We start from the raw sequence: 22,397 nt of genomic DNA, 5'->3' as shown, positions 1-22,397 counted from the left end.
GGGACTACCAGCGCCGCCGGCCCCTGCCGGATGGCAACGATGCCCCGAGACAGGCGTAAACCATGCCCCGAGACATACCGTCAACCATGCCCCGAGACATCCGTCAATTATGCCCCGAGACAATACAATTGAAATGATGGTGCCTACACATCCGATTTGCTCATTGTGTGGCCGGCAAGCGCCGGAATGAGCAGATCCGATGCGGTGGAGCCTGGTTTAGGCTGCTCAGGCATCAGATTTGCTCATTGTGTGGTCTGCCGGGACAATCTGCCGGGAACCGGATGAGCGGCGCACGTTCCGCCCACTTTGCGGTCTCCTTGCCGGTTCGCGCATCAAAAAAGCGGCTGGCCGTGTGCCGGGACCGACGGATCAACCAGTCAGCCAGACACACGGCCCGCCGCCGTATGCTTCCCGGAAAGCCGGGAGAGGAAACGTATCGGAAACTAGGAAACTTAGGAAACTAGTCGGCGATAGCGGCCAGCAGATCGTCGGCCTGCTTGGCCAGCTCCTGCTTGGTCTCCTCGGAGAAGGTGTTCACGCCGGTGGTGAAGGCCTCGGGGGCCAGCTCGGCACCGGTGCCCTGACCGTCGACCAGCGTGTTGTGGGTGAACTCGAAGCTGAAGATCTCGGCCAGCTTGGCGCGCACGCCGGCGCCCTTGGACTTGCCGGCGATGGAGGCGAGGGCCACGGTCTTGCCGCTCAGCGCGGTCGGGCCGCCGAAGTCGTACTCCTTGAGCGGGCGGGACAGCCAGTCGAGCAGGTTCTTGAGCACGCCCGGGTAGCTGTAGTTGTACTCGGGGGAGAAGATCCAGATCGCGTCGGCGCCGTTGACCTCCTCGCGCACGCGGGCCACGGCGGCCGGGGTCGGGTACTCGTCGTCCTGATCGAACAGCGGGACGTCGGCGTAGTCGAGGTAGGACACCTCGGCGCCCTTGGCCTTCAGCGCGTCCGCCGCGAAAACGGACAGCTCCTTGTTGAACGACTTCTCGCGCAGGGAGCCGACGATGAACACGATCTTCTTGGACATGATGTCTCCTTGGTTGTTGCCTGCACCCGCACTCCGCAGGTGTTCCTCGCGTCCGCCCGGCTGGCGGACCTTCCAATCAGAAACATATCATGCTGAGATATACCGACACGACGGGTACGCCCGTAGCGGATATCGGAATAAGTTATGGCGCGCGTTTGCTTACATGCATTGTCTCCATGGATCAATCTACGTTGTTTGGCATGAATCTATGCGATCATCGCCGATTCCGGACAGGAAGGCGTGTTGTATTTCCGATTTGTGTGGTTGTTTTTGGGTGGGAGGCCGGATAGACCCGTTGGAAAACCGGCGGAACGGCGGTGTTCTTACCGGGCGGATCTCGAAAATCGACCGCACAAATCGGAAATACGGATGTAGTTTTTCTGGTACAGGCCGTTCGGAGACCGTTCAACGGCCTGCACCAGCCCGGAACGGGTCGGAATCAGTCGATGAGCGTGTATCCGTGGTCGGCCACGACGGTCCTGAGCTTGCCGAGGTAGGTTTCCGCGGCGGCGGAGAGCTTGGCGCGCTCGTTGGTGATCCAGCCGACCAGCATCGTCTCGTCGGACTCGAGCGGGACCGTGACGATCTTCTCGTTGTTGAGGTCGCCGTTGTCGATGCCGGTGCACACGGTGTAGCCGTTGAGGCCGATGATGAAGTTCAGGATGGTGGCGCGGTCGGTCACGTTGATCTGCTTGGGGGAGTAGTCCGGCCAGACCGCCTCCTCATAGAAGTAGAAGCTGCCCTCCTCGCCCTGCTCGTACTGGATGAACGGGTAGGGCTTGAGGTCCTCCATGGTGAGCTTCTTCTTGGAGGCGAGCGGGTTGGTGCGCGCCAGGAACACATGCAGCGGGGCGCGGAACAGCGGGTGGAAGGACAGGTGCTTCTCGCGCAGGAGCTTGCCGATCACGTCCTTGTTGAAGTCGGACAGGTAGATGATGCCCAGGTCGGACTGCATGTTGGCGGTCTGGTTGATGATGTCGCGCGTGCGGGTCTCGCGGATGGTGAACTCGTACTCGTCGGACTTGATGGAATTGATCATCTCCACGAACGCCTCGACGGCGAACATGTAGTGCTGGGTGGAGACCGTGCACAGCTGCTTGCGCGGCTTGGCGTGCTTGTAGCGCTCCTCGAGCAGGTCGGCCTGGTCGAGGACCTGACGGGCGTAGGTGAGGAATTCGGCGCCGTCCACCGTCAGCGCGATGCCCTGGGAGTGGCGGGTGAAGATCTCGATGCCGAGCTCGTTCTCCAGTTCCTTGACCGAGGAGCTCAGCGCCGGCTGGGAGACGTAGAGCTCGTGCGAGGCCTCGTTCATGGACCCGCATTCGACGATTTTCACGATGTAGCGCAACTGAAGAAGTGTCATAAAGTGTATTTATACCCGATGGGGTGAACGGGAGGATGGGTTATAGCCGTTTTGTGAGATTGCGCCATCCTGAGCGTGCCGTGCCATCCTGAGTGTGCCATGCCTTCCTGCGCGAAGCGAAGGATCCTTCGGCTCCGCTTCGCTGCGCTCAGGATGACGGCAGACGCCTCGGTGCCACCGGGCAACGGTGGTTCCGCATGATGACGTTGGCGATCGATAGACTTGTCCTATGACGAAGCGTAGCCTCATACTCATCCTTCGCATCGTTGGCTTCGCGTGCGTGACGCCGGTTGCGATGGTCTGGTGGGGGCCGGTGTTCAACATGCTGATCCACCAGCCCGGCGGCTGGCCGTCGATTCCCGTGGTCCTCGCCTACGGGACGGGCCTCGTGGTTTGGCTGGCGTCGTTCGCGCTCACGGTCAATGACATCCATCCGTCCGATCCGGGCCGGATGATCGCCGGCGCGATCCGCATCGTCGCCGAATGGCTGCTGGCGCTGATCGCCCTGCCGATCGCATTCGTCTGTCTACTGCTGGCGTTGAACATACTGTCGGGCGGTACGATGGGGTTGAGCGTGAAAGATCTCGATGTGCTCATCGTCGCCATGCTCGTTATGGTCCTGCTGGGGCAGGTCTGACCATGCCGGAGCCCCGCCTCATCCTGTGATACTCGAATCGTCGCGAACAGCAAGGGCCGAGGAACGCGCCCGGAATTGCAGGGGCAACGTCATGCACCAATGAATCCGATGCACAAGGTAATAATCATCCTTCGCTTCGCTCAGGATGATGTTGGGGATCCGCGTCCGCTTAATAGGCGCCGCCGCCGGTTCCGCCGGAGGTACCGCCATTGCCGGAGCCGTTATCGCCGGAATTGTTGCCGTTGCCGGAACCGTTGTCCGTGTTTCCGCCGTTGCCGGATCCATTATCCGTGCCGGAGCCGCCGCTGTTGTTGCCGTTATCCGTGCCCGATCCGGATCCGCTGCCGCCGTTTCCGTTGCCGGAGCCGTTGTCCGTGCCGGAGTCGGTGTTGCCTGAATTGCCGGAATTGTTGCCGTTGCCGGACCCGTTGTTGGTTCCGTTGTTGTTGTTCTGCGCGTTATTGCCGGTTCCCGAGTTGGATCCGTTGCCGGAATTGCCCGATCCGGTGGATCCGTTGCCATTGTTGTTGCTCGTGCCGGAGTGAGTCGAGGAGCCGGAGTTCGAATTGCCCCGATGGCTGGTGGACCCGCTATTGCCCGAGTTGTTCGACGAATTGTTGCGAGAACCGTTGGACGAGCTGTTCGGGCGTGAGCTGCTGTCTGAGTCGTTGCCCGAGCTGTTGCCGGAGTCGGAATCCATTGAGTCGTTGACCGCATCCATGGCGTTCTGCAGGGCCGTGGCGGCGTTGTTGAGGTCATCGACCTTCGGATCGCTGGCCGCGAGCAGCGTGTTGGCCGCGTCGATGGCCGACTGCAGTGATTGGCGCGATTCGTCCGAAGCGGACCCCTCGCTGCTGGTCATGAGCGTCTGCGCATTGGAGACCGCCGTCTGCAGGCTCTGCTTTGCGGCGTTGATGGCGGCGTCGCTCTTCTGCTTCTGGCTGTCCGTCACGGCGGTGACGGCCGATGTCACGGTGGAGGCCTGGCTGTTGAGCTTGTCCGCGAGCGCCGTGTTCGCATTCGTGTTGGCGGCGATCGCCGCGGCATCCAGATTGGCGTCGCATGCGCTGGCATCGCCCGCATCGGAGGCACCGGAAATGGCGGTTTCGAGTGCGGTGAGGGTGCTCGGATCGGCCACCTGGTCGGAGGTGATCTGCTTGGCGTCGTTGGCCTGCAGCAGCGCCGCGTCCAGCGCGCTCTTGCCCCTGGCCACGTTGTCCGCTGCGGTCCGGCATGCGGCGATGGCCGCATTGAACGAGGTCTGCTGCTGGTGCCTGTTGAAGGCGAACGCCCCGCCTACGCCCGCCGCGATCAGCACGGCCGCCACGACGCCGATGATGATCGGCTTGCGGTTGATGGTCCCCGCGGCGCTTCCCGTGGTCAGGCCGCCGATGCCGTTGTTCGTGCGGGCTGCGTTCGGATCGCCGACCGGAGGGAGGATCGTGGTGGTATCGTTGACGCTCGGGGGCAGATTTGGCGCGGGTTGGGCAGGTGTCTGCTCTGCCGCAATCGCATGTCTTGGCGCATCGTTCGCGACGGGGTTTGATGAAGTGGCGATCGTTGTGGCGTTTGCACCTGCGGCTGCAAACAGGTCCTGCTCCTGCGGAACGGGGTTCATTGCGACCGTGGGCTCGTCCTGCAGCGCGGGCCGCACCTGTGTGGGCTGATCGTCCGATGCCACGTCGTTCAGCGGCGTGCCGGATTCCGCGACTGCGGGTTCCTGGATGGAGGTGGATCCCCCCGTGATGCGAGGGAACACCATGTGCTCGTCCACGGACGGCAGGGGTTCCGTGGAGGTGGGTGCGTTGTTGGTGGCGTCATTTCCTAAGTTGGGCGAGTCGTCGGCTGTCGCATCGGCCGACGGGAACGACAGCGAAGGCCCATCCACGGGGGTGACGGGGTCGGTAATGCTTGGGAAGGACAGCAGGGGGATGTCCCAGTCGCCGCTTTCGACGCCCTTTGGCTTGTCGTTGTGCTTGTCCTGCGGTTCGGTCATGCTCTGTCCCCTTAATCGTTGTTTCCACCCCATCATAGCCGCTGCGGCGGTGTTTCTGCCGTCGATTCCAAGTCGGTCCCGTGCCGCTTGGCCTAAGATGGGATGATGTCTGCGGGGAGCGGGCGGTGCAAAGGTGCGCTGGGAAACTATGCAGGGAAAGTGAACGGCATGTTGTCTTCAACAGCAGAGCGAGCTCTTGACAGTGGTGCCTTAGCATGCCATTCAGTATGATACTTATGAGTATCATACTTGTAAGTATCAAAAGTGAGGGTGCATGGCTGGTGCAAAGTTCGTCGGGCGCGAGCGGGAATTGCGGACGCTGGCCCGGATGTGGGATCGCGATGGCTTTCAGATGATGGTGCTGTACGGGCGCCGTCGTATTGGCAAGACCGCGTTGCTCGATGAGTTCGCGGTGGGAAAGCGCACCCTGTTTTTCACGGCTCGGCAGCAGACGTCCACTGCGAACCTGCGTGATTTCTCGCGCGTGATATACGGTTTCTTCGGTCTTCCCGCAACATTGCCGGCTTTCGCGCTTTGGCAGGATGCATTCAATTTCATCATCGAGAAGCAGCGGGACCAATCGGCATCACGCCTCCTGCTCATATTCGATGAATTTCCCTACGCTGCCATGAGCGAGCCGTCGCTACCGTCGACGCTGCAGATCGCCATCGATCACGGTTTCAAGGATTCGCCGGTGATGATAGTCCTGTGCGGCAGCAACGAAGGGTTCATGGAGAGTGAGGTGCTGGGTGTGAAGAGCCCGCTGTATGGCCGCCGGACCGGGCAGCTGAGGCTCACCGCGTTCGACGCCTTCGATACGGCGCTCATGTTGCCGTTCGCCTCCCCGGAAGACGTGGTGCGATACTATGCGATCTTCGGTGGTACGCCGTATTACCTCAAGCAGATTCAATCCGATTTGCCTTACGAAGAGAACGTCATCGATCTGTTGTTCGACACCAGCGGTCTGCTCTATGAGGAGCCGCTGATGCTGCTTCGTCAGGAGCTGCGCGATCCGGCCGTCTACAACTCAGTCATGAACGCCATCGGCGCCGGTGCGAATCGACAGCACACCATCGCGGACAAAGCCGGATTGTCTTCAACCTCCAGTATCAGCAAATATCTTGCGGTGCTTGCCGATCTGGGGCTGATCGAGCGTCATGTGCCGTTCGGCGAGGACGTGGCGCGATCGCGCAAGGGGCTCTGGCAGGTAAGGGATCCGTTCTTCTCCTTCTGGTATCGGTTCGTCAGTCCCCATGCGCCGGAAGTGGAAAGTGGCGATGGCGACATCGCGGCGCGCGGAGAGGTGTTCGGGCCGGCCTTGGATACGTACGTGGGGCAGATATTCGAAGACGTCTGCCGCCAATGGCTGGTTCGGGCGAATCGTGACGGGCTGCTGCCGTTCATGGCGACCCGGTTCGGCAAGTGGTGGGGGAACGATCCGCGGTTGCGTGAGCAGACCGACGTTGACGTGATCGCCGCAAATCCCGGAACCAAGGACATCCTGCTTGGCGAATGCAAGTGGCGGGAATCGCTGGATATCGTCGAGACGATGGAGACGCTCAGATTCCGCTCTGCTCTGGTCAAGGGATATGAGCATCGCAGTTTCGCTTTGTTTGTGAAGACCGACGAACTGGCGGATGCAGCCAGGCGACGCGCAGAGTCCGACATGAAGGTGTACGGCGTCAGCGACATGTTCTCCGCACTCCGCTCGTAGAATAACGGGCCGCAATAAGTCGGTAGCCCTCTAAAGCGGTTCCTCGAGCGGGCCGAACTTGGACGCGGGTCCTTTGCTGTTGTTCTCGGCACTGGCGCACCCGGCCGAACCGCATTAGACTGGGCATTGTGGGCCAACGAAGGCGCACAACGGAGATTGCGTGGAGGGAGCCATCATGGAAGGGCGAGTGGCTGGACGGTTCATACACGGCTCTTTGGCGGGAATCGCGGCGATCGCAATGCTTGTTGGTCCGGTGGTCGGACCGGCGTTCGCGGCCGGGGTGACCGATGCCAAGCCGATCGATCATGCGCCGGTGATCGTACTGGAATCGGGAAATGGGGGCAAATACACCGTGGATTCCACCGAGTCGGCAGATTCGGCGGAATCTGAGGATTCGGTCGGGAATGTCGAAACACCTGGGAAGGAGGGTGAATCCCCGACGCCTGTATCCCCGGCACCCCAGGATAACCAACAGGAATCGGCCCCGGAGATGGATCCGACGGCGACGGAGGACCCATCGTCTCAAGCGCCCGCGGAGGATTCCGCGCCCGGCATCTTGCCCGCCCCTCTGCCGGTCATTGCGGTCGAGCGTCCCATGATCGAACACTATGCCTATGACGGCGAACTGCTGGCGGAGGACGTGATCCGGCTGGCCGGCGCGAGCGTGCCGGAAGGGTATGCGATCCGGGTGGATGCGGCGGCCTTGGAGGCGTTGGACGCGGCGTACAGGGATTATGCGGACGCAGATGTGGATGTGACGCTTACGGTGACGAAGGATGGCGTGCCGGTCGAGGGGGGCTGCCGAGGCGGTTGTGCGCGTGGCGGTGAAGGCGCCGGGCAGTCCGATGCCGATCGTTGAACGGCATGAGGTCACCCTGGATGCCGTCGAGGGCGCGGTGAGCGAGGACTCTTTGCTCGCGGCGGTCGGTGCCCGTCCGGGAGTGCCCGACGCGACCGTGGGCATCGACCGGGATCAGGTGGATGAGGTCAACCGGGTGATCGCGGACAACGGAACGGGGCCCGTGCAGATCGCGGTCAAGGGCGCCCGATTCGGCATCACGCGCGCCGAATTCATCACGGTGAACGTGACGCCTGTGGCTTTCGACCCTCATGGCTTCGACTGGCGGATCGCGGACGGGCAGCTGACCGAGGAGACGGTTGTGGAGCGTTCCGGCGTGCGGTCGCCGGGAAGGGGATACCGGTTCGACGTGCACATCGACCGGCTGCGCGCGGCCAATGACCGCATCCAGCAGGGACGGGCCGGCTCAATCGATCTGGAGATGACGGCGTACCGGCCGGACGGCTCCGGCGCGCCCTACGTCACGCGCACGGTGAAGGTGCGGCTGGTTGCGGAGAAAACCGCGATCGTGGACGAGCTGCCGACGACCGGCGTGGCCGTGATGGGGCCGTTCGCCGCGATGATCGCCTTTGCGGGATTGGGCGCACCGTTGATGCTGTACGCCAGAAGGCGGGCGGAGGGCGTCCGCAGGCGCTGATCGCATGATTTCCGGCGTGCCGTGCGCCGATTGAACACGGTGATGACGCATAATGGTCCGATGTCGAAATTTTGTTCGAAATGTTCGAGGAAAGGACCTATGCGCATGAAGCTGCATATGAAGCGGATCGTCGCTGGACTGCTGGCCGCGCTGACGCTGATCGTCCCGGCGGGCTGCTCCGCCGATTCATCCGCGATCGGCGGCCTGCTGGACGGGCTGGCGTCCCAGGGCCAGTCTCAATCCTACGGATCGCTGCCCAAGGAATGGTCGCTGGCCGCCGCGCCGGACTATTACACGGTGGTTGGCAAAGCCGATTTCTCCGGCGTCGATCTGCCCAAGGCAGGCGAGATCCGGTATGCGGAGCCGGATGCGCTCGGCCGGTCCGGGCAGGTCGTTGGCGTGATCGACAAGGCCCTGCGCACCGAGGGCAGCGAGCGCGAGCGGGACATGCCGAGCACGATCACCGGCTGGCCGAAGAAGAACCCCGAGGTGGACATCAACCTCACGGCGGACAACACCTGCTCGCTGGCCAAGGACAGCCGGCCGAAGAACACCTGCTACCACGGGTATCTGTTCAACAAGAGCCACCTGATCGCCAAGTCCCTGGGCGGACAGGACATCGCGAAGAACATGGTCACCGGCACGCGCACCCAGAACGTGGGCAAAAACAACCCGGCCGGCGGCATGGCGTACACGGAGAGCGAGGCGCGCGACTGGATCGACAAGCATCCCGACGGCACGATCACCTACATGGCCACGCCGAACTACACGGGTGACGAGCTGCTGCCGCGCACGGTGACCGTGGACATCCGCACGTCCGACGGGTCGATCGACCAGCGCGTGGTGGTGTGGAACGCGGCCAACGGGTTCACGATCGACTACGCCAAGGGAGGCACGCGGTAGCACGCGCTAGCGGCTGCGGTCGCCTTGGGTACGGCCCATTCGGCCACGGTCGCCAGCCGCCTTGGCTGGTTCAGCCGCTACAGCTGCTACAGCCGAACGCCGAGCGCGGCGAGGGATTCGCGGGCCGCCAGCGCGTTTTCAAAGAGAAGACCGTGGATGCCCACCTCGTTCGCGCCGGCCACGTTCTTGGCCGTGTCGTCGAAGAACACGCACTGCGCGGCGTTGAGGCCGAAGCGGGAGAGCGCCAGCTCGTAGATGTCCGCGTTCGGCTTGTGCAGCTTCTCCACGCCGGAGACCACCGTGCCGTCCAGCAGCTCGGCCAGACGCGGGAACTTCTCGAAGGCGAAGTGGAAGGTCTCGTGCGACCAGTTGGTCAGGCCCCACACGCCGTAGCCGTGGGCCTTGAGATCCGCGAGCAGCTCGACCATGCCCGGCAGCGTGCGGGGCAGTGCGTCGTCGTAGTGCTCGATGTAGTAGCGGAAGATCTCGGCGGTGTCCTCGCCCTGCTCGCGCACCACGTCCGGGTAGATGTCCGCGAAGTCCTCGCCGGCGTCCATGCGGTCCTCGTAGTGGAAGAAGCCGCAGGGATCGCTGTCCTCGCAGATGCGGTTCACCACGTCGTCGGGGAATCGGCCGCCCAGGCAGGAGCGCGTCTGCCAGTCCAGCAGCACGCCGCAGAAGTCGAAGATCACGTCGGTGATGGGTTGGTTGGCCATGTGGGCTCCTTTTGTATGACCGGGTGTATGACCGGGTGGCGCGCGATGCGGCGACCAGGGACGGATGACCCAACCAGTGTACGGCCGGCGGGCGATTGGATGCCTCAGCCGCGCTTCACGGCCTCGAAACTCCACGCGACCCGCCCGGTATGGGTGACCTTGTAGTCGTATCCGGCGATCAGATCCTCATGGCCGCGGACGATCAGCAGACCGCAGTTGGTGGTGCCGGCCCTAAGCGTGCCGCCGGAAACCACGCGGCAGACGGTTTCGCTTTTGGGCAGGGGAATCTTGGGCGCGGGCGCGAACCAGCCGTACAATCCGCAGGCCAGCAGGGCGGCGATCACCCCGGCGATCGCATTTCGGCCCGTGTGTCCGGCAGCTGCACGACCATGGCGGCCCCGGGCTCGCTTGGACGGTGTGGGCGATGCGGCGTGTGATTCCATCGCCGCGACCGAATGCCGGCCCCTGCGAGCGGCCATGATGTTCCTCCCGATTCCGTGATGTGCGTGACGATCACGACATGATAGCCCACTCAGCGCATCAGCGCCATCGGGCTCAGACGCTTGCTGATCTCGATGTACTTGGTGATCTCCTCGGGGGATTCCTTGAATCCGCGCTTCACCCACATCCAGATGATCGAGGTGACGCCGGAGACGACGATCTCGCCGCTGTACTCCGGCGGGATGCTGCCGAGTGACGGGTGGATGCTCAGGGCTTTGGCGCGCTCCTCCAGCACGTGCTTGAGCGTCTCTTTCGTGTCGTTGTACATCTTCAGATTCTGTCCGCTTTGCGAGATCGCGTCGAAGAACGCGGCGTCGGCGCGGATATAAAGCAGGGCCTGCAGCGTGGCCTGCGGGGCGATCACGTCGAGCACGCTGGCGTGCTGTCCGGGCGCGGGCAAGGGGACGGGCGCGCCCACATTGCTGGTCAGGATGCGGCGCAGATCGAAGATCGCGTTGTCCAGCAGCTGCTGCCTGAGATCGTACTTGTCCATGTAGTGCATGTAGAAGGTGCCACGGTTGATGCCGGCGATGCGCGCGATGTCGCTGACGGTCATCGCGTCGAAGCCCTTCTCCTTGAGCAGCTGGGTGAACGCGGCCTTGATCTTCGCCTCGGTGCCGGTGTTGCGCTTGCGTGCCATGACGCCTCCTTATATCAACATCGCGTTGTCTGTATGGTACGACCGGAAAAACCGGGAGTCAACACGGTTCCGAAGACGCGACCATGCTCAGCCTCGACGGCGCAGTTCCGGCAGCAGCACGCGAAACAGTACGATCGCCATGACGGCGGTGATCAGATCGGCGATCGCCTGCGCGGCGATCACGCCGTTGTAGCCGGCCACGCGCGAGGCCACCGCGAGCACCACGACCAGCACCACGCCCTGGCGGCTGATCGACAGAATGAACGCGCCCAGCGCCTTGCCCGTCGACTGGAACGTGCACGTGGTCACCATGACGATGCCCACGCACACCAGGCTGAGCAGCTGCACGCGCAGGATGCCGGCGCCGAGGTCGATGATGCGCGGGTCGCTGATGAAGAAGCCCATGAGCTGGCGGTCGAAGACGCTGAGCAGCACGGTCATCACCAGCGCGAACCCGCTGAGGAACAGATAGGAGAATCTGAGGATCCCGGACAGCCGGACCATGTCCCGGGCGCCGTAGTTGTAGCCGATCAGCGCCTGGGCGCCGAACGCGAAGCCCACGAACACCGAAACGGCGATCAGCACCACCTTCAGGGCGATGCCCATGGCCGCCACCGGATCGTTGCCGTACGGCAGCAGATACAGGTTCACCATCACCACGCCGAAGCTCTGCGTGAGGTTCGTGACGGCGGCGGGGATGCCGATCACCAGGACGTCGCGCAGTTCGGAGCCGGTGATGTTCAGGCGGGATCCGCGGAACATGAGCCTTGGATCGACCGAGAGGTTCTGGCTGCGGCGCAGCAGGAACCAGACCAGGTAGGCGTCGGTGCACACGTTGGCGATCACGGTGGCGCCCGCGGAGCCGGCTGCGCCCCAGCCGAACACGTGGATGAACAGCGGGTTGAGGATGATGTTGATCACGGTGCCGGCGATCTGGCCGATCATGGACGGCACGGCATGGCCCTCGGTGCGCAGCTGGTTCACGGGCGTCATGGAGACGATGATGAGCGGGGAGCCGATGATGATCCACGTGTAGTAGGCGGAGGCGTGGGGCCACGTGGCCTCGTCGGCGCCCAGCATGGAGAGGATCGGCGTGCGGAACGCCAGACCCAGCACCAGGACGGCGACGCCGATGAGCGCCGATCCGTAGAAGCAGAAGACGCTCAGACGCTTGCCGTCGGCGTAGCGGTGCTGGCCGAACAGGCGGGAGATCACCGAGCTGCCGCCCAGGCCGAAGATGTCGCCGATCGCGATCATCACCATGAACACCGGGGCGGTCAGGGAGACGCCCGCCACCATGTTGGTGTCGCCGGTGTGCGCGATGAAGTACGTGTCGACCATGTTGTACACCAGCGTGACCAGCATGCTCATCACCACCGGCATGGCCAGGCTGAAATAGGCCTTGGGGATTGGCGCCCGTTCGAAAAGCTCGTTGTCCATGTGTTCCTCCCGTTTCGCGCGCGTGCGTCGTCCGCCTGCGTGCGTGCGTCTTGCGTCTTGCGTGCGCGGGCATTATAGGTGGAGCAGTGTGGACATTTTTGTCATCCTGAGCGAAGCCCGGAGGGCGGAGCCGAAGGATCCTTGATTCGTACACAAGGTTAAGGATCCTTCGGTTCCGCCGTGTCGGACTTCGCCGGACCGTCGCCGCCTTGGTGGCGGCTCCCTTCGCCTACGGACAGCCCACTGGGCTGTCCGCTTAACGGCTCAGTGCTCAGGATGACGAGGGGCGAGTATGCGCTCCGTTCAGGATCAGATCAGAACGACGGGAAATTGCGTGCGGGGACGCCGCCGAACGCGCGCGGCAGGGGGATCATGCTCGCCAGATACGCCGAGACCAGCAGGATCGGGAACGAGGCGACGGGCATGACCAGCAGCATGATCATGGCCGCGGTCAGGGGTCTGCGGATCACCATGGCGATGAGCGCGCCGGATGAGAACGCGGCGCAGAACACCGGATCCGCGCCGGTCGCGCCGCCCAGAGCGTAGCCGAGCACCACGCCGGAGAAGATCATCGGGAAGAACTGGCCGCCCCGCCATCCCGCATTGATGCACAGCGGCGTGATGATGCATCGGGCCACCGCGATGGCGACGAGCATCACCGGGCCGGCTTCGGCGGCATGGCGGACCAGCACGTCCAGACTGGATTCGCCGGAGAACAGCATGAACGGCAGCACGGTGGCGACGATGGAAAGCGCCAGGGCCGTGAACAGGTTGCGCAGCAGGATGTGGTCGCCGAAGTGTTCTCCCAGCAGCTTGGCCAGACGGGTCATGCCCACGAACAGGGCTCCCGCCGCCACGCCCTCGGCCATGGCCGGAATCGCCCACGCCGCGTCGGCCGGATTCCACTGTATATGGCCGAGTCGGGGCAGCGCCAGGCCCGCTCCCGCCAGACGGCCCAAGCCGAAGAACACGATGATGCCGCACACCGCCGCGCAACGGTTGATTACCTTGCGGGCGAGGCCCTGCAGATCGGCATCGGCTTTCGATCCATCGCGCGCATGCAGCGGTTCACCGGTGCGGACTGTGCGCAGGCATGCCGCCGCCACGCCATGCAAAGCGCGGCCGAACCGCGTGCCAGACGAGCCGATCACGTTCGCGAGCCCCGCCTCCGGGCCCACCGCCGAGCCGAATGCCAGAGGCAGCAGCGCGGAGGTGAAATACGGCAGCACGCGGCCGTCCCCATATGCGCCCGTTTTGCGCACGCGGGCGATCACGCCCATGATCGGCGTGACCGTCACCGGATCGCGCCGCTCATTGACGGCCAATGCCACGGCTCCCGCGACGGTGACGGTCAGGGTGAACCAGAACGGCCATTGCGCCATGCTCGCCTCGCGGATTCCACCCAAGCCAAGGCGCATGGGCAGCTCCCTCCAGATCAGGCGGATCGCAAGTTCCATGGCGGCGGAGAACAGCCATCCCAACGCGCCCACGATCGCGCCGGTCCAGATCGTCATGGCCGCCAGCAGCACGCAGGCCCCAATCCGCCGCACCGTCCGCCGTAGTCCATGCACCGTGTGCCTCCCTTGTCCGCGTTCCCGCCGCCCGGGAGCATACCGCGGCTTGCTGGGAGCGGGCTGGATTTCGCGGGGCGCATTGCGGGAGCCGGGCCGAGTGCGGGTCGGACCGGGCGGCAGGATGAACCGGGGCGGCAGGCTGGGCCGGGCGGCAGAGGACGAAATCCGGTCAACGTGCGCGGATAAGGTGGCCACAACGTGTGAAGCCATGTGATCAGGAGGCTGCGGTATGAGCGAGCATGCGAAACGGCGCGACGACGAGCGAACGGTCGCGGGCGGGCATCGCATGATGCGCCGGGCCGACCGCGAGGTCGCCGATGCGGCTGCGATCGGCGCGATCATCGCGGGCTGCGACATCGTCGACATGGCGTACGCGGACGCCGAGGGGCTGACGGTCGTGCCGCTCAACTTCGGCTACGAGTATGACGGTGACGCGGCCCGGCTCACGCTGTGGATGCATTCGGCGGCCCGCGGAAGGAAGATCGATGCGATCCGCGCCGCCGGTAACCGTCTTCCCGTGGCGTTCACCATGCGCACCGACTGCGAGGTGTTGGAGGGCCGGACCGCCTGCAATTGGGGCGAGGCGTTCAAATCCATCGTTGGCACCGGGGTCGCGTCGATCGTCGACGATATGGACGAGGCGCGGCGTGGGCTGCAGCTGCTGATGGCGCATCAGGCGCACATGCCCCATGTGGAATTCACCGACGCGCAGGTCAGGGCCGTTACCGTGTGGAAAGTCGAGTCCGATCGCATCACTGCGAAATCGCATCCCCGTCCGGTTCGCGGTCATACGCCGGGAACGGACGTGAGTAGATAGCACCAATCGAATAAGCAATCGTCATTAAGTAGTCAATCGCAGGAAAGGCATCGGAATCATGACGGAAGGCACTTTGTTCATCGGCTCGCATCTGTCCGCATCCGGCGGATGGAACGCCCTGCTCAAGCGGTCGCGCGCGGAGGGCGGCACCACGTTCGCGTTCTTCCCGCGGTCCCCATACGGCAGCCGTTCGAAATCGCTCACGCCCGAAGGCGCCGGGGCGTTCGGGCAGGCCCTGCGCGAGGCGGGATACGGGCCGATCGTCGCGCACGCCCCGTACGTGTACAACTTTGCGGCCAAGGACCCAGCCAAGCGCGACTTCGCCGTGAACGCACTGGCCGAGGATCTGCGGCTGCTGGCTTTGGTGGCCGCCGCCGGGCAGTCGATCGGCCTCAACATCCATCCCGGATCGCATGTGGGACAGGGCGCGGACGAGGGCATCCGGCTGATCGCCGAGGGTTTGGATCGCGTGCTCGGGGCGATCGCGTCCGGTCCCGATGCGTCCGCTTTCGGGACCGACGCCTCCGACGCGGCGCCATCCGTGCCGATCCTGTTGGAGACGATGGCCGGCAAGGGCACCGAATGCGGGCGAAGCTTCGAGGAGCTCGCCGCGATCATCGATCGGGTGGATGCCCGATGGCGGCCGTCCCTGGGCGTCACACTGGACACCTGCCATGTGTTCGACGCAGGCTACGACCTGCTGGACGATTTCGACGGGGTGCTGGACGCGTTCGACCGGACGATCGGGTTGGGGCGGCTCAGGGCCATCCACGCCAACGATTCGCAGTTCGGCCTCGGATCTCGCAAGGACCGCCACGCCAACATCGGCGAGGGCAAGCTGGGGCTGCGCTTCTTCGCGCGGCTGGTCACGGACCCGCGCACGGCCGGACTGCCGATGATCCTCGAGACCAAGGAGGTCGCCGAGACCACGCACCGCGACGAGATCGCGCTGCTGCGCCGGCTGGCGGCGGACGGTTCGCAGCCCGAGGCCTGATCGTTTCGACCCCCAAGTCCAAAGCCTGATCGTTCCAACCTGCGCCGAAGGGGCCGCAGGCTGGAACGATCGGCACAATGGTCTTGCGCCGCCGGTCGAGCTCCTATAGCATCGCGACCATGACCAGCAACGCAAAACCCCGGACGCACGAAACCGCTGCCCTGCCCCTGCCGCAGCCCGACCGCGATCCAGCCCACATGCAGGGCCACTGGGTGCTCGCCCGAGCGGGCAAGCGTGTGCTGCGCCCCGGCGGCGAGGAACTCACCCGCCGCATGCTCGCCAACACGCCCATCGATGGCAGGGACGTCGTGGAGTTCGCGCCCGGCATGGGCCGCACCACGCGGCTCATCCTCGGCCGGCGGCCGGCATCCTACCGGGGCGTGGACCGCGATCCGCAGGTGGTGGACATCATCGCCCGTCTCACCGCCGATGCCGCTGGATTCGGCGGGACCGACGGCGGGCGCATCCCCGCCACCGTCATCCATCGTCAGGCCGCGGACACCGGACTGGAACCCGCGAGCGCCGACGCGGTGATCGGCGAGGCGATGCTCACCATGCAGTCCGACCGCGGCAAGCGCGCGATCATTGCCGAAGCGGCCCGCATCCTGCGTCCCGGAGGCGTGTACGCGATCCACGAGCTGGGACTCACCCCGGACGATCTGGACGACTCGGTCAAGGACGATGTGCGCAAGGCCCTCGCCCGCGCGATCAAAGTCAACGCCCGCCCGCTCACCGAGGCGGAATGGCGGGCTTTGCTCGAATCGGAGGGCTTCGAGATCGTCTGGAGCGGCCGCGCGCCCATGGCCCTGCTGGACATGCGGCGCAACCTTGCGGACGAGGGAATCGGCGGCGTGCTGCGCATCCTGCGCAACGTGATCCGCGACCCCGATCTGCGCGCCCGCGTGCTCGACATGAGGCGCACCTTCCGCACCTATCGCCGCGAGCTGACGGCCATCGCCCTCGTGGCGCGCAAGGCGGGGTGAGCGCCGGCGGGCGGTGGGGTGGATAGACTCGGAGGATGGGACACCCAAACGCCGAAGGAGGCCGACATGCCGAATGATGATGCGCGTGCCGTGCTGTCCGGCCGGACGTACCGGTTCATTCGTCGTGTGCCGCATGTGTCAGGGGATGGCGGCATCGTGCTGTGCGCACCGTGTGATGGCTTTGGCGAGGATGGGGACGGCGACGGCAGGTTGCGCTATGTGACCGAATACGAATGGCGCACCGGTTGCAAGGAGCGCGACCGCCGTATCCGCGAGACCGGCTCACGGAACGATGAAGCGGGCGCATCCTGCGACATTCCGGCGGTTTCCGGCGATTCTGGGGCTTCCGGTGTTCCGCCGGTCACCGCGCGCAGTTCGTCCGCGGACAAAATCGCGCTGTTCCGTTCGCTGTTCCGCGGTCGTGATGACGTATATGCGCATGGGTTCGTCAACGCGAAGACCGGCAAGATGGGATATGCCGTCGCCGCGTGGAACGAATGGACGGAACTTGCGGATGGCAAGCGCGTTCCCACGCCTCCGGAACGTCGCAGATGCAAGCCGTTGAGCGATCAGGCGCTCGTCGCGCACTTCACCGGGAGGGATCCCAAGCGCCGCAACATTGTTGGCCTGTACCCGCTGTCCAAGGAGTCGAAAGTGTGGTTTCTTGCCATCGACTTTGACGACGGCGATTGGCAACGTGAGATCACGGCGGTTGCCCGGGCGTGCGAGGCACATGGACTGCGCCCATCCGTCGAGCGCTCCCGTTCGGGGGATGGCGGACATCTATGGCTGTTCTTCACCGAGGAGGTTGAGGCGGCGGAGGCGAGGCGCATGGGATCGGTGCTGCTCACGGAGGCGGCCAGCCAAACGCATATAACTTTCCGCACCTACGACCGCATGTTCCCCAATCAGGATGTGCTGCCGGCCGGCGGATTCGGTAACCTCATCGCCCTTCCGCTGCAGCGCGCGGCCCGAGACCTCGGCAACAGTGTGTTTGTTGATGTCGATCACGGATTCAAGCCATATCCGGACCAGTGGGCGTATCTTGCGGGCGTCACACGCGTCACGCCCGAGCAGGTGCGCTCGATTGCCTCCTTGGCAGCGAGGCTCGGCGGCCCGTTGGGCAGACTCGTGGCTTTCCCAGATGATAAGTCGCAAGACCGGGATCGCCCCGCCTTGCCGATCGACGGCGAACATGGACGGACGGAACCGGCTTCCGCACCTGCAAGCGTACTCATCACCGAGGGACGTATGCTGTCCATACCCAAGGAGGGGTTCTCGGCTCAGGCGCTCAACGCGATCCGCCGCCTCGCGGCCTTCGCCAACCCCGATTTCCATCGCGCGCAGGCCATGCGCCAGCCGGTGTACAACAAACCGCGCATCATCTACTGCGGCGAGGAGACGGATCGTGCGATCCTCCTGCCGCGTGGATGCCGGGAATCATTGGAGGAGCTGCTGCGAGGATGCGGCACACGAGTGGAATACCGTGACGAGCGCACCGCAGGAAAGCCAATCCAGGCAGCCTTCAACGGCATGCTGCGACCGCAGCAGCGTGAGGCGGCGGATGCACTGCTGGCCCATCACGATGGTATCCTCGTGGCGCCCACCGGATTCGGCAAAACCGTCATCGCGGCCAATCTCATCGCATCCCGCGGCGTCAACACACTCGTTGTTCTCAGATCCTCCGCGCTCATGGACCAATGGCGCGAACGACTCGGACAGTTTCTCGACATCACCGCGGATCTGCCGCCTATGCTCACCAAGACAGGCCGCGTCAGCCGCAAACGTCGCACGGCCATAGGGCGCATAGGCGGAGGGCATGACGAGCTCAGTGGCATCATCGATATCGCCTTGGCCCAGTCCCTCTTCGAAAAGGGGGATGTGCCCGGTGAAAAACGGGTCAAATCCCTGGCGACCAAGTACGGCATGGTGATCTTCGACGAATGCCATCACGTGGCCGCCGCGGACAACGAGGCCATCGCCCGTACCGTCACCGCGGAATACGTGTATGGACTCACCGGAACGCCCAAACGCGATGACGGTCTTCAGCCCATCGCCTATATGCAATGTGGCCCAATCCGCCACATCATCAAGGTCAGCGACCAGATGGCCGATCAGCATTTCGCCCGCGTGCTTGTCCCTCGATTCAGCGCGGTGGATCTCCGCCTGACGGAGCCAACTTCATATCACGATTACCTTAAAGCCGCATGCGACAACGACGAGCGGAACCGGATGATCATCGACGATGCAATGAGTGCCATCAACGGCAAGCGCACGCCGTTGGTGCTTACCAAACGCATCGAGCATGCCAAGCGACTTGCCGCAAGTCTGCGCAAGCGGGGATGCCGGCACGTCATACTCCTGCATGGCGCCGACCCCAAAGCGGTTCGCAAGCGCAATCTCGAGGCCGTTCGGAATGTTCCCGATGATGAGGACCTCGCCGTCGTTGCCACCGGCAGCTACATTGGCGAGGGGTTCGACTGCGGCAGGCTCGACACTCTGCTGCTCGCCGCCCCGGTTTCCGTGGAAGGCGCCGTCGCGCAGTACGTCGGGCGTCTTCACCGGGACAGCGAAGGCAAACATGAGGTGCGCGTCTATGACTACATCGACGTGACCGTGCCCATGTCCGCCGCCATGTACCGCAAGCGGCTCAAAGCCTACGCGCATCAGGGGTACGCTGCGAACTTGTCCCAGACCGCAGCGGATCGACGCACAGCCAAGGAACAGGCGATTCGCATCCAACGCGGGCGCGCATCCGATTCCGCGATGGGTGCGACGCAGGGCGGCATCGTCTTCGCTGCCGAATACGGGGAAGCCTTCCGCGCGGATATCAACGCTTGCGAACATGCGATTGAAATCACCGCCGAATACACAACCGCCAAGGCCGTGGAGTCACTGGGATCCGACATCATCAAGGCCATAGGCCGAGGGGTCTCTATCCACGTCACGCTTAAACTCGGCGCCAACGCCACGCCAGCTGCGCGCTCGCGGACCGAACGTTCCGTTCAGCGTCTTACGGCACTGGGATGCACCGTGCGGACAGCGGAATCATGCACCGAGCATGCGGTCTTCGACGGCGAGCTCATCTGGTTCGGCAGCCTGCCTCTGCTGGGAAATCCCAAAGATGACGACTGCTCGCTCAGATTCCGTGATCCGGAGCTCGCAGTCAAACTTGCCCGGCGTAGTCTGGAACCATGATCGACCATATGACATTGCGGGTGCGGGACGTGGCCCGGAGCATCGACTTCTATGCAAAGGCGCTGGCGCCACTGGGATATGTGGCCAAGGCCCATCACGAGCCGACCATCGGGTTCGGGGTGGATGACGGGACGGCGCACTCCGACTTCTACGTGTCGCCTGCCGCGGAAACGGGCGAGGAGCAGGCCGGTGCCGTCTGTCCGGTCACGCACATCGCATTCCTCGCGCCGAGCCGCGAGGCCGTGCATGCGTTCTACGAGGCGGCGCTCGCGGCCGGCGGGCGGGACAATGGGGCTCCCGGGCCCCGGCCGTACCATCCCGGGTATTATTCGGCCTTTGTGCTTGATCCGGATGGCAACAACGTTGAGGCCGTGGTGGACTGGGCGCATGGCGGTGCCGTGTCTGAGGGCGTGGAGACCGAATAGCTGCCGTGGGATGGCACTGCCGGAGGGTATTCGGCGAAGTGGGGGCGGATTTCGGCACTTTCACAGTGATAAACATGAAAGTGGGGGCGTCCATCGGGCCTGACCGAGTTTGAATCGATCGAATCGCCATTGGAATTCCGCCATTGTTGCTGCGGCGAGTGCGATCCAGATGCCGGATTAGCCGCTTTCGACGCCCCCACTTTCATGTTTAGCATTCTGCAAACCCTGAAATCCGCCCCCACTTTGAGGAATACCCTGTCCGTGTCCGTCCGCGTTCGTTCCGCATCCAGCGAATGCCCAGCGGATATTCGACAATTCAGCCTTGGGAATGATGTCGGCCCCCAAAATGAGGCGTTACGCTGGCCCCATGGCATTCCTTCAGCAGTTCAGCATGTCGTTCGCGTTCGCGGTGGCGATGTGGCCGTTCGTATCCTTATTGCTCACCCTGCCGGTGCTGGCCTTGTTGTACCGGCGCGACAACCGGCTGCGCTTCTCATCCGCGCTGGGCGCCTATCTGGTGGTGCTTTACCTGATCGCGCTCGCCTGCTTCACGCTGTATCCCATGCCGGACGATCCCATCGCCTACTGCGCCGCGCACAGCTTCTCCCCGCAGCTCAACCCGCTGGAATTCGTGAATGATCTGCGTTCCAGTGGTGTGACGGCCGTGCTGCAGATAGGCATGAACATCGTGTTCTTCCTGCCGTTGGGCTTCTTCATGGGGCGCACGTTCCGATGGCCGTTCCGGGCGGCGTTGCCGGTGGGGTTCCTGACCTCGCTGCTCATCGAGACCGCGCAGCTGACCGGCTTTTTCCACCTGTTCCCGTGCGCCTACCGTCTGTTCGACGTGGACGACCTGATCTGGAACACCGCGGGCGCGGTGCTGGGTTGGATGGCTGCATGGCTGCTCAACCGCCGGTTCCCCGTCGAAGTGCTGGATGAATCGGCGATCACGCGCGAGCCCGGGTTGGTCCGGCGGTCCGTCGCGCTGGTGATCGATATGGTGATGGTCACGGCGGCATCCGCACCGCTCGCGCTGCTGGTGCACCTCGTGGGCCTCTACCTGCCCGCGGCACCGGACGGGCCGGCTGGCGCGGTCGCTCCGGGTGCTCCGCGAACCAGCGTGTACTTCATCGTGCAGACGGTGATGTTCCTGCTGCTCGAAGGCGTGCTGCCCTGGCTGCGTTGCGGCCAGACGCTGGGAGGCCGGTTCGTGCGCATGACCGTCGAGACCCGGCCGCGAGAGGGCTGGCGCCGTCTGGCGTTCTATGTGGCAAGGCTCGTGGTGCTGTACGCGATCGTGTTCGGTCCGCACTGGCGATCGTCGTGGCCGGGTCTGGTGTTTCTGGCGTGCGTGGTGTTCTGGCTGGCGAAGCGTCGCATGCCGTACGACCTGATCTGATCCTGATCCGCATGCGGGGCGTCGCGTTGACGGCGAAGAGATAAGTGTATATAGTGTATATAAAGGGTATATACACTTAGGCGTTTCGGGAAAGACGTTTTCCGGGGCGCGGCACCCCGCCGTGCGAATCCGCGCATCGGAGGGGCGGTCGGCAACATAAGGAACGGCATGGATCTCATCATCTCCAACTCGGACGGCAGACCCATCTACGAGCAGATCACCTCGCAGATCAAGGCGCTGATCCTCTCCGGCGATCTCAAGCCGGGGGAGAAGCTGCCCTCGATCCGCGCGCTGGCGAACGGATTGCGCATCAGCGTGATCACCACCAAACGGGCATACACCGACCTCGAATCGCAGGGTTTCATCGAAACCGTGCAGGGCCGGGGCAGCTTCGTCGCCGGCGGGAACATGGAGATGCTCCGCGAGGAGAAGCGGCGCCAGATCGAGCGGCGGCTCGCGCAGGTTGCGGCGGACGCACGCGCGGCCGGCATCGCGGATAGCGAGCTCAGGGAGATGCTGGACCTGACACTGGAAGGCGAGAGCCAATCATGAACCCCTCTGGAACGGAACCGCT

General features: G+C 64.1%; 20 protein-coding genes. 12 read left to right on the top strand and 8 right to left on the bottom strand.

Annotation, left to right across the window (positions count from 1 at the left end; translation table 11 throughout):
- Window positions 1-460: 460 nt before the first annotated feature.
- Both EMO90_RS01410 and EMO90_RS01405 read right to left on the bottom strand, forming a co-directional pair.
- On the bottom strand, window positions 461-1,027 hold the full coding sequence (locus EMO90_RS01410) for an NADPH-dependent FMN reductase (protein WP_150353459.1): 567 nt from the start codon (window positions 1,025-1,027) through the stop codon (window positions 461-463).
- Window positions 1,028-1,466: 439 nt separating this feature from the next.
- Complete coding sequence (locus EMO90_RS01405) at window positions 1,467-2,390, bottom strand: LysR family transcriptional regulator (protein WP_150353460.1); 924 nt, start codon at window positions 2,388-2,390, stop codon at window positions 1,467-1,469.
- A 229-nt stretch (window positions 2,391-2,619) separates the two neighbouring features.
- On the opposite strand from EMO90_RS01405, the gene EMO90_RS01400 reads away from it, so the two are divergent.
- On the top strand, window positions 2,620-3,027 hold the full coding sequence (locus EMO90_RS01400) for a hypothetical protein (protein WP_150353461.1): 408 nt from the start codon (window positions 2,620-2,622) through the stop codon (window positions 3,025-3,027).
- Between the two features lie 169 nt (window positions 3,028-3,196).
- On the opposite strand, the gene EMO90_RS01395 is transcribed toward EMO90_RS01400, so the two are convergent.
- Window positions 3,197-5,023: an FIVAR domain-containing protein gene (locus EMO90_RS01395; RefSeq protein ID WP_150353462.1), complete on the bottom strand. Its 1,827-nt coding sequence runs from the start codon at window positions 5,021-5,023 to the stop codon at window positions 3,197-3,199.
- Between the two features lie 274 nt (window positions 5,024-5,297).
- Between EMO90_RS01395 and EMO90_RS01390 the strand changes: the two genes are divergently transcribed.
- The 4 genes from EMO90_RS01390 to EMO90_RS01375 all read left to right on the top strand — a co-directional run bounded on the left by EMO90_RS01390 (window position 5,298) and on the right by EMO90_RS01375 (window position 9,136).
- Window positions 5,298-6,737 (top strand): ATP-binding protein, encoded by a 1,440-nt coding sequence (locus EMO90_RS01390; protein ID WP_150353463.1) that lies wholly within the window; start codon window positions 5,298-5,300, stop codon window positions 6,735-6,737.
- A 160-nt stretch (window positions 6,738-6,897) separates the two neighbouring features.
- Complete coding sequence (locus tag EMO90_RS01385; RefSeq protein WP_150353464.1) at window positions 6,898-7,596, top strand: hypothetical protein; 699 nt, start codon at window positions 6,898-6,900, stop codon at window positions 7,594-7,596.
- Window positions 7,583-8,233 carry a hypothetical protein gene (locus EMO90_RS01380; RefSeq protein ID WP_150353465.1) on the top strand — a complete coding sequence of 217 codons (651 nt, stop codon included), beginning with the start codon at window positions 7,583-7,585 and terminating at the stop codon, window positions 8,231-8,233. Before EMO90_RS01385 ends, EMO90_RS01380 begins: the two co-directional genes overlap by 14 nt.
- Window positions 8,234-8,338: 105 nt before the next feature.
- The gene (locus EMO90_RS01375; RefSeq protein ID WP_190971949.1) at window positions 8,339-9,136 is read left to right on the top strand and encodes a DNA/RNA non-specific endonuclease; all 798 of its coding nucleotides are present in this window, start codon (window positions 8,339-8,341) and stop codon (window positions 9,134-9,136) included.
- An 86-nt stretch (window positions 9,137-9,222) separates the two neighbouring features.
- Here the strand turns inward: EMO90_RS01375 and EMO90_RS01370 are convergent, their stop codons facing one another.
- The 5 genes from EMO90_RS01370 to EMO90_RS01350 all read right to left on the bottom strand — a co-directional run bounded on the left by EMO90_RS01370 (window position 9,223) and on the right by EMO90_RS01350 (window position 14,004).
- A complete protein-coding gene (locus EMO90_RS01370) occupies window positions 9,223-9,852 on the bottom strand; it encodes an HAD family hydrolase (protein WP_150353467.1) in 630 nt (209 codons plus the stop codon).
- A gap of 104 nt (window positions 9,853-9,956) precedes the next feature.
- Window positions 9,957-10,331 carry a hypothetical protein gene (locus tag EMO90_RS01365; RefSeq protein ID WP_150353468.1) on the bottom strand — a complete coding sequence of 125 codons (375 nt, stop codon included), beginning with the start codon at window positions 10,329-10,331 and terminating at the stop codon, window positions 9,957-9,959.
- Window positions 10,332-10,384: 53 nt separating this feature from the next.
- Complete coding sequence (locus EMO90_RS01360; RefSeq protein WP_150353469.1) at window positions 10,385-10,993, bottom strand: TetR/AcrR family transcriptional regulator; 609 nt, start codon at window positions 10,991-10,993, stop codon at window positions 10,385-10,387.
- Between the two features lie 87 nt (window positions 10,994-11,080).
- Complete coding sequence (locus EMO90_RS01355; RefSeq protein ID WP_150353470.1) at window positions 11,081-12,433, bottom strand: MATE family efflux transporter; 1,353 nt, start codon at window positions 12,431-12,433, stop codon at window positions 11,081-11,083.
- Between the two features lie 314 nt (window positions 12,434-12,747).
- Entirely contained in the window at window positions 12,748-14,004 is a 1,257-nt protein-coding gene (locus EMO90_RS01350; protein ID WP_190971950.1) for a chloride channel protein, read from the bottom strand.
- Between the two features lie 232 nt (window positions 14,005-14,236).
- Between EMO90_RS01350 and EMO90_RS01345 the strand changes: the two genes are divergently transcribed.
- The 7 genes from EMO90_RS01345 (at window position 14,237) to EMO90_RS01315 (ending at window position 22,375) form a co-directional block, all read left to right on the top strand.
- Window positions 14,237-14,824, top strand: a complete 588-nt coding sequence (locus EMO90_RS01345) for a pyridoxamine 5'-phosphate oxidase family protein (RefSeq protein ID WP_150353472.1) — start codon at window positions 14,237-14,239, stop codon at window positions 14,822-14,824.
- Window positions 14,825-14,882: 58 nt separating this feature from the next.
- Complete coding sequence (locus tag EMO90_RS01340; protein ID WP_150353473.1) at window positions 14,883-15,818, top strand: deoxyribonuclease IV; 936 nt, start codon at window positions 14,883-14,885, stop codon at window positions 15,816-15,818.
- A 119-nt stretch (window positions 15,819-15,937) separates the two neighbouring features.
- Window positions 15,938-16,801 (top strand): class I SAM-dependent methyltransferase, encoded by an 864-nt coding sequence (locus EMO90_RS01335; protein ID WP_150353474.1) that lies wholly within the window; start codon window positions 15,938-15,940, stop codon window positions 16,799-16,801.
- A gap of 66 nt (window positions 16,802-16,867) precedes the next feature.
- Entirely contained in the window at window positions 16,868-19,999 is a 3,132-nt protein-coding gene (locus EMO90_RS01330; RefSeq protein ID WP_150353475.1) for a TOTE conflict system archaeo-eukaryotic primase domain-containing protein, read from the top strand.
- Window positions 19,996-20,424 (top strand): VOC family protein, encoded by a 429-nt coding sequence (locus EMO90_RS01325; protein ID WP_150353476.1) that lies wholly within the window; start codon window positions 19,996-19,998, stop codon window positions 20,422-20,424. The genes EMO90_RS01330 and EMO90_RS01325 overlap by 4 nt, the downstream gene beginning before the upstream one ends.
- Before the next feature lie 367 nt (window positions 20,425-20,791).
- Window positions 20,792-21,823 (top strand): VanZ family protein, encoded by a 1,032-nt coding sequence (locus EMO90_RS01320; protein ID WP_150353477.1) that lies wholly within the window; start codon window positions 20,792-20,794, stop codon window positions 21,821-21,823.
- 168 nt (window positions 21,824-21,991) lie between these two features.
- Window positions 21,992-22,375 carry a GntR family transcriptional regulator gene (locus EMO90_RS01315; protein ID WP_150353478.1) on the top strand — a complete coding sequence of 128 codons (384 nt, stop codon included), beginning with the start codon at window positions 21,992-21,994 and terminating at the stop codon, window positions 22,373-22,375.
- Window positions 22,376-22,397 lie beyond the last annotated feature (22 nt).

It is taken from the genome of Bifidobacterium vespertilionis (assembly GCF_008698145.1).
Taxonomy (GTDB): Bacteria; Actinomycetota; Actinomycetes; order Actinomycetales; family Bifidobacteriaceae; genus Bifidobacterium; species Bifidobacterium vespertilionis.
The sequence above is the reverse complement of the archived record's forward strand: the minus strand, read 5'-3'. Positions and strand labels throughout refer to the sequence as shown.

What these genes read in the sequence shown, in the direction of transcription:
- EMO90_RS01410 (WP_150353459.1), bottom strand. Translation starts at nt 1,027, where the DNA reads ATGTCCAAGAAGATCGTGTTCATCGTCGGCTCCCTGCGCGAGAAGTCG.
- EMO90_RS01405 (WP_150353460.1), bottom strand. Translation starts at nt 2,390, where the DNA reads ATGACACTTCTTCAGTTGCGCTACATCGTGAAAATCGTCGAATGCGGG.
- EMO90_RS01400 (WP_150353461.1), top strand. Translation starts at nt 2,620, where the DNA reads ATGACGAAGCGTAGCCTCATACTCATCCTTCGCATCGTTGGCTTCGCG.
- EMO90_RS01395 (WP_150353462.1), bottom strand. Translation starts at nt 5,023, where the DNA reads ATGACCGAACCGCAGGACAAGCACAACGACAAGCCAAAGGGCGTCGAA.
- EMO90_RS01390 (WP_150353463.1), top strand. Translation starts at nt 5,298, where the DNA reads ATGGCTGGTGCAAAGTTCGTCGGGCGCGAGCGGGAATTGCGGACGCTG.
- EMO90_RS01380 (WP_150353465.1), top strand. Translation starts at nt 7,583, where the DNA reads ATGCCGATCGTTGAACGGCATGAGGTCACCCTGGATGCCGTCGAGGGC.
- EMO90_RS01375 (WP_190971949.1), top strand. Translation starts at nt 8,339, where the DNA reads ATGAAGCTGCATATGAAGCGGATCGTCGCTGGACTGCTGGCCGCGCTG.
- EMO90_RS01370 (WP_150353467.1), bottom strand. Translation starts at nt 9,852, where the DNA reads ATGGCCAACCAACCCATCACCGACGTGATCTTCGACTTCTGCGGCGTG.
- EMO90_RS01365 (WP_150353468.1), bottom strand. Translation starts at nt 10,331, where the DNA reads ATGGCCGCTCGCAGGGGCCGGCATTCGGTCGCGGCGATGGAATCACAC.
- EMO90_RS01360 (WP_150353469.1), bottom strand. Translation starts at nt 10,993, where the DNA reads ATGGCACGCAAGCGCAACACCGGCACCGAGGCGAAGATCAAGGCCGCG.
- EMO90_RS01355 (WP_150353470.1), bottom strand. Translation starts at nt 12,433, where the DNA reads ATGGACAACGAGCTTTTCGAACGGGCGCCAATCCCCAAGGCCTATTTC.
- EMO90_RS01345 (WP_150353472.1), top strand. Translation starts at nt 14,237, where the DNA reads ATGAGCGAGCATGCGAAACGGCGCGACGACGAGCGAACGGTCGCGGGC.
- EMO90_RS01340 (WP_150353473.1), top strand. Translation starts at nt 14,883, where the DNA reads ATGACGGAAGGCACTTTGTTCATCGGCTCGCATCTGTCCGCATCCGGC.
- EMO90_RS01335 (WP_150353474.1), top strand. Translation starts at nt 15,938, where the DNA reads ATGACCAGCAACGCAAAACCCCGGACGCACGAAACCGCTGCCCTGCCC.
- EMO90_RS01330 (WP_150353475.1), top strand. Translation starts at nt 16,868, where the DNA reads ATGCCGAATGATGATGCGCGTGCCGTGCTGTCCGGCCGGACGTACCGG.
- EMO90_RS01325 (WP_150353476.1), top strand. Translation starts at nt 19,996, where the DNA reads ATGATCGACCATATGACATTGCGGGTGCGGGACGTGGCCCGGAGCATC.
- EMO90_RS01320 (WP_150353477.1), top strand. Translation starts at nt 20,792, where the DNA reads ATGGCATTCCTTCAGCAGTTCAGCATGTCGTTCGCGTTCGCGGTGGCG.
- EMO90_RS01315 (WP_150353478.1), top strand. Translation starts at nt 21,992, where the DNA reads ATGGATCTCATCATCTCCAACTCGGACGGCAGACCCATCTACGAGCAG.